Origin of the sequence: Arthrobacter sp. HMWF013, assembly GCF_003061105.1 — a bacterium.
Classification (GTDB): domain Bacteria; phylum Actinomycetota; class Actinomycetes; order Actinomycetales; family Micrococcaceae; genus Arthrobacter.
Genome location: NZ_QAIQ01000441.1, coordinates 1 through 3,715, shown reverse-complemented (window position 1 = coordinate 3,715; position 3,715 = coordinate 1). Strand labels below are relative to the sequence as shown.

The window sequence follows — 3,715 nt, the reverse complement described above, 5'->3', positions numbered from 1 at the left end:
ACCCTGGCCTGGGACGGCGGGGACGTTACCTCGATTTTCGCCTCGCTGTTCAACGTTGAGGGCCCGAGCTACAAGTTCTTCGACCTGCCGCTCGCGAACTACGGCTCCGCGAACTATGACTCCGTCGTCGACGCTGACGGCACCGTCGTCGGGTACTCCATGTTCACCGGCTACAGTGCCAACGAACGGCGGGCACTGTCCCTCGCGACGATCGACCCCAACGTCCCCGAAGGCACTGAGCTGAAGGTCGTGTGGGGCGAGCCCGACGGCGGAACCTCCAAGGCCGCCGTCGAGCCGCACGAACAAACTGAAGTGCGCGCCGTCGTCAGCCCAGTGCCGTACTCCTCCGTAGCCCGCGCAACGTACCAGGGCGGGTGGCGGACCAACTACAAGTCGGCCTAGGCTGGAGCCGGCCCATCAGGGGGCTGCGTGAGCCCCCTGATACCGGCGTCCGGCCACCTAAGGAGTCCTTCATGAGCCTGCGATACGCGCTGCTTGCGCTGCTCCGTGTGGGGCCGCTCTCAGGCTACGAACTGCAGAAGCAGTTCTCCGCTTCTGTTGGACACGTGTGGCACGCGCCGGACTCGCAGATCTACCCGGAGCTGCGCAAGATGGAGGCCGAACACCTTATCGAAGGTGAAGAACAGGCCCGCGGCCAGCGCGCCACCCGGAAGGTCTACCACGTGACGGAGGCGGGGGACCAGGCGTTCCAGGCCTGGATGCACACCCCTTTGGAGTATGCGCGGGTGCGCGATCCCGCCCACCTCCGGGCGGCCTACCTCGAAGCAGCCACCCCTGAGGCGGCCCGCGAGTTCTTCCGAGCGCACATCGTGCAGTGGGAAAGCGAGCTTGCGCAATGGGAGCGGGAACTCCTGCGGATAGAGGAAGTTGCCAACCCCATGCTGGTACGCCGGCTTGCCGTGACGGAACCGGAGGACCGCGAGCGGACTATCGCCTTCAAGCGGTTCACCTACGAGGGCCTGGTGGAGCGTGCCCGTGGGGAAATCGCCTGGGCGCAGCGCGGCCTCAAGCTCATCGACGAACTTGGCGGTACAGGCCGGGTCCAGCCGAACCGGGGCACCGCCCGCGTGTAGTGCGATGCCCCCGCCGTTTTAGCCGTTCACCCTGCAGCGCCTAGCCGAAGTTCTCCGCGGTGGCGTATCCCCTGCCGTTGTACTTCTGGACCAGGACCGAGGAAACCGCGGGCTGACCGTCAACTGTGGTGTCCACGGCCGTGCCTTCGAGCATCAGGGGCGCCTGCAGGCCCTTGATATCCCGCAGGGCTGTCATGAAATTCTCACGCGTCGGCTCGGTCATGTTCTCGAACGCCTCCTCAAGGGTGGCGCCCACCATGTAGCTCCACATGCAGTGCGGGAACGCCGGCATGTCCGGGTAGTTGCCGTATTGCTTGAGGTCCGCCAGGAACTTCACCACGTCCTCATTCTGGGCGAACTCCGGGCTCTGCGGCGCCTTGGCGAAGGAGACGGTGTAAATGCCCGGGTAGGCCGCGGCACCTCCCGGTTGGAGGATGGCGGTGGGGCTCGAGGTGTTGGACGGCAGGAACCAGCTGGGCTTCCAGCCGATCTGCTGGGCCTTCTGCAGCGATGCAATCACCAGCGGGGTGATGGACATCGCGTTGAAGAAGACGTCAGCGCCCGACGCCGCCAGCTGGGTCAGCTGCGCGTCCACCGATGTGTCGGTGGCCTCGTACGTCTGTTCCCCGACTATGGAGACATTTGAGGCTCCCTGGACGGCTTCCTTGAAGCCCTCCACATACCCCTTGCCGTAGTCATCGTTCTGATACAGGACCGCGACCTTGTGCTGCTGGCCCGACTTCGCGAGGAGCTCGCCGAAGGCCGATCCCTCGTTCTGGTAGATCGGGACGAAGCCGAGCTGCCAGGGGCTCTCCTCCCGGTCGCTGAAGAGCGGGTCGCCGGTCATCACCAGTACCTGGGGGACCTTGGCGCTGATGGCAGCATCGCGGAAGGCACGGTTGGTCGGTGTGCCTAGTCCTGATGTCACCGCAAAGACGTTGTCCGAGACCATCTGCTGGAAGTTCGACAGCGACTTCTGGGGATCGTAGGCGTCGTCGTAGGCCTTGATATTGACGGTCCTGGTCTTGCCGTCGCCGAACTTCACGCCGCCCGCTGCGTTGACGGAACCGAAGTAGGCCTGGACGCCTGCAACCGTGCAGGTACCGGGTCCGGCCGTCGCACCGCTCAGCGGGGTGGTGACACCCAGGGTGATCGCAGAGTCCGTGATGCCCGGCGCCGCCGTGGTCCCGCCGCCTTCCCCGGGCGCCGTGCGGGTGCATCCTGTGAGGGAGAGCGCAGCGATCGATGCCATCGCGACGATGCCAAGGACCCCGCCTGATTTTTTTCTACTCTTCATGATCGATCTTGCCTCTCTGTTTTTTCGAGTCCCTCCGGCGCGGGCTCCGTGGCTGGAGGGGGCCCCGGAGGGGTCTGCGGGGGGTTACTCCCCGTGGTGGTTCGGGCGGTGGTGGTTCTGTTGGTGCGTCCGCGCGTGAGCCGTCGGACCACCCTGGGGAGACTCACCAGTCCCTGCGGCAGCAGGAAAAGGACCACGAGGAGGATGGCACCCTGGCTCGCGGTGGTGAAGCTGGGATCGATGGCGTTCGTGAGCTGCGGAACGAAGACGTAATACGCTCCACCGATCAGCGAGCCGATGATGCTCCCGGCACCACCGATCACCATGGCCGCGAGAAGGCTGATGGAGTGGCCGAAGCTGAGGGTCTCGGGCGAGGTGTACTGCACGGCAGCCATGTAGAGGAAGCCGCTTGCCCCGCCGTAGATCGAGGCGATGGTGAACGCCAGCACCTTGGTGCGGTAGGGCGAGACACCCATGGAGGCAGCCACGGCTTCGTTTTCCTTGACCACCCCGAACGCCCGCCCGTACTTGCCGCGGACCAGGTTCCGCGCCAGGAGGAAGGCGACCACCGTCACCAGCAACACGATGTAGTACTGCCACTGGTCGCTGTAGAGGTTGCTCCACTCGGGGGCGTCCGAGAAACGGGCCGAGATACCCTGGGACCCACCGGTGAATTCGTCGAGCCGCTTGGCCAGCGGGACCCCCACAATAGGCAGCGCGATGGTCACCATGGCGATCGCGAGGCCGCCGAGCCGGGCCGCTGCGAGCGCCACGAGCAGCCCGACGATGCCCGCGACGGCGCAGGCGGCAATGAACACCACCACAATGTTCCAGTCATGGTTGACGCCGTAGGCGGTGACGTAGGCGCCGAGCCCGACGAAGAAGATCTGGCCCAGGTTGACCTGCCCCGTGTAGCCCATCACGATGTTGAGCCCCAGGACGGCCACGGCGTAGACCCCGATCCGGACCAGTGTCTGGTTGGCGAACGGCGGTAGGAAGAGCGGGGCCGCGAGCAATACAAGAGCGAGCACCACAACAAGGGCAATCCGCGCCGGCCTGCCGCGGAGAACGGACGGTGCGTTGCTCATCAGACCCTCACCACGACCTTTCGGCCGAACAGGCCCTGGGGACGGAGGATGAGGATGACGAAGATCAGGGCAAACGGCACAGCGATCTTCAGGTCATGGCCGATGAGCGGCACGTAGACGGCCACGAGGTTCTCCAGGACGCCGATCGCTGACGCGGCAAGCACGCAGCCGATCGGGCTGCTCAGGCCGCCGAGGATGACGGCGGCGAGCGCATAGACGAGCGCGGTGTCGAGCAT

At 65.5% G+C, this 3,715-nt stretch carries 3 protein-coding genes and 2 pseudogenes; 2 read left to right on the top strand and 3 right to left on the bottom strand.

The window, feature by feature from the left end:
* Together DBR22_RS15910 and DBR22_RS15905 are read left to right on the top strand one after the other, a co-directional pair.
* A pseudogene (locus DBR22_RS15910) lies at nucleotides 1-402 on the top strand (aminomethyl transferase family protein); the annotation flags it as partial.
* 71 nt (nucleotides 403-473) lie between these two features.
* On the top strand, nucleotides 474-1,094 hold the full coding sequence (locus tag DBR22_RS15905; RefSeq protein ID WP_108599819.1) for a PadR family transcriptional regulator: 621 nt from the start codon (nucleotides 474-476) through the stop codon (nucleotides 1,092-1,094).
* A gap of 40 nt (nucleotides 1,095-1,134) precedes the next feature.
* On the opposite strand, the gene DBR22_RS15900 is transcribed toward DBR22_RS15905, so the two are convergent.
* The 3 genes and pseudogenes from DBR22_RS15900 to DBR22_RS15890 form a co-directional block, all read right to left on the bottom strand.
* On the bottom strand, nucleotides 1,135-2,391 hold the full coding sequence (locus DBR22_RS15900) for an ABC transporter substrate-binding protein (RefSeq protein ID WP_181365211.1): 1,257 nt from the start codon (nucleotides 2,389-2,391) through the stop codon (nucleotides 1,135-1,137).
* Nucleotides 2,388-3,479: a branched-chain amino acid ABC transporter permease gene (locus DBR22_RS15895; RefSeq protein WP_108599817.1), complete on the bottom strand. Its 1,092-nt coding sequence runs from the start codon at nucleotides 3,477-3,479 to the stop codon at nucleotides 2,388-2,390. Before DBR22_RS15895 ends, DBR22_RS15900 begins: the two co-directional genes overlap by 4 nt.
* Nucleotides 3,479-3,715: pseudogene (locus DBR22_RS15890) on the bottom strand (branched-chain amino acid ABC transporter permease); the annotation flags it as partial. The pseudogene DBR22_RS15890 and the gene DBR22_RS15895, both read right to left, overlap by 1 nt.

Bases quoted from the DNA above. Each gene is read 5' to 3' on its own strand.
- DBR22_RS15905 (WP_108599819.1), top strand. From the start codon at position 474: ATGAGCCTGCGATACGCGCTGCTTGCGCTGCTCCGTGTGGGGCCGCTC.
- DBR22_RS15900 (WP_181365211.1), bottom strand. From the start codon at position 2,391: ATGAAGAGTAGAAAAAAATCAGGCGGGGTCCTTGGCATCGTCGCGATG.
- DBR22_RS15895 (WP_108599817.1), bottom strand. From the start codon at position 3,479: ATGAGCAACGCACCGTCCGTTCTCCGCGGCAGGCCGGCGCGGATTGCC.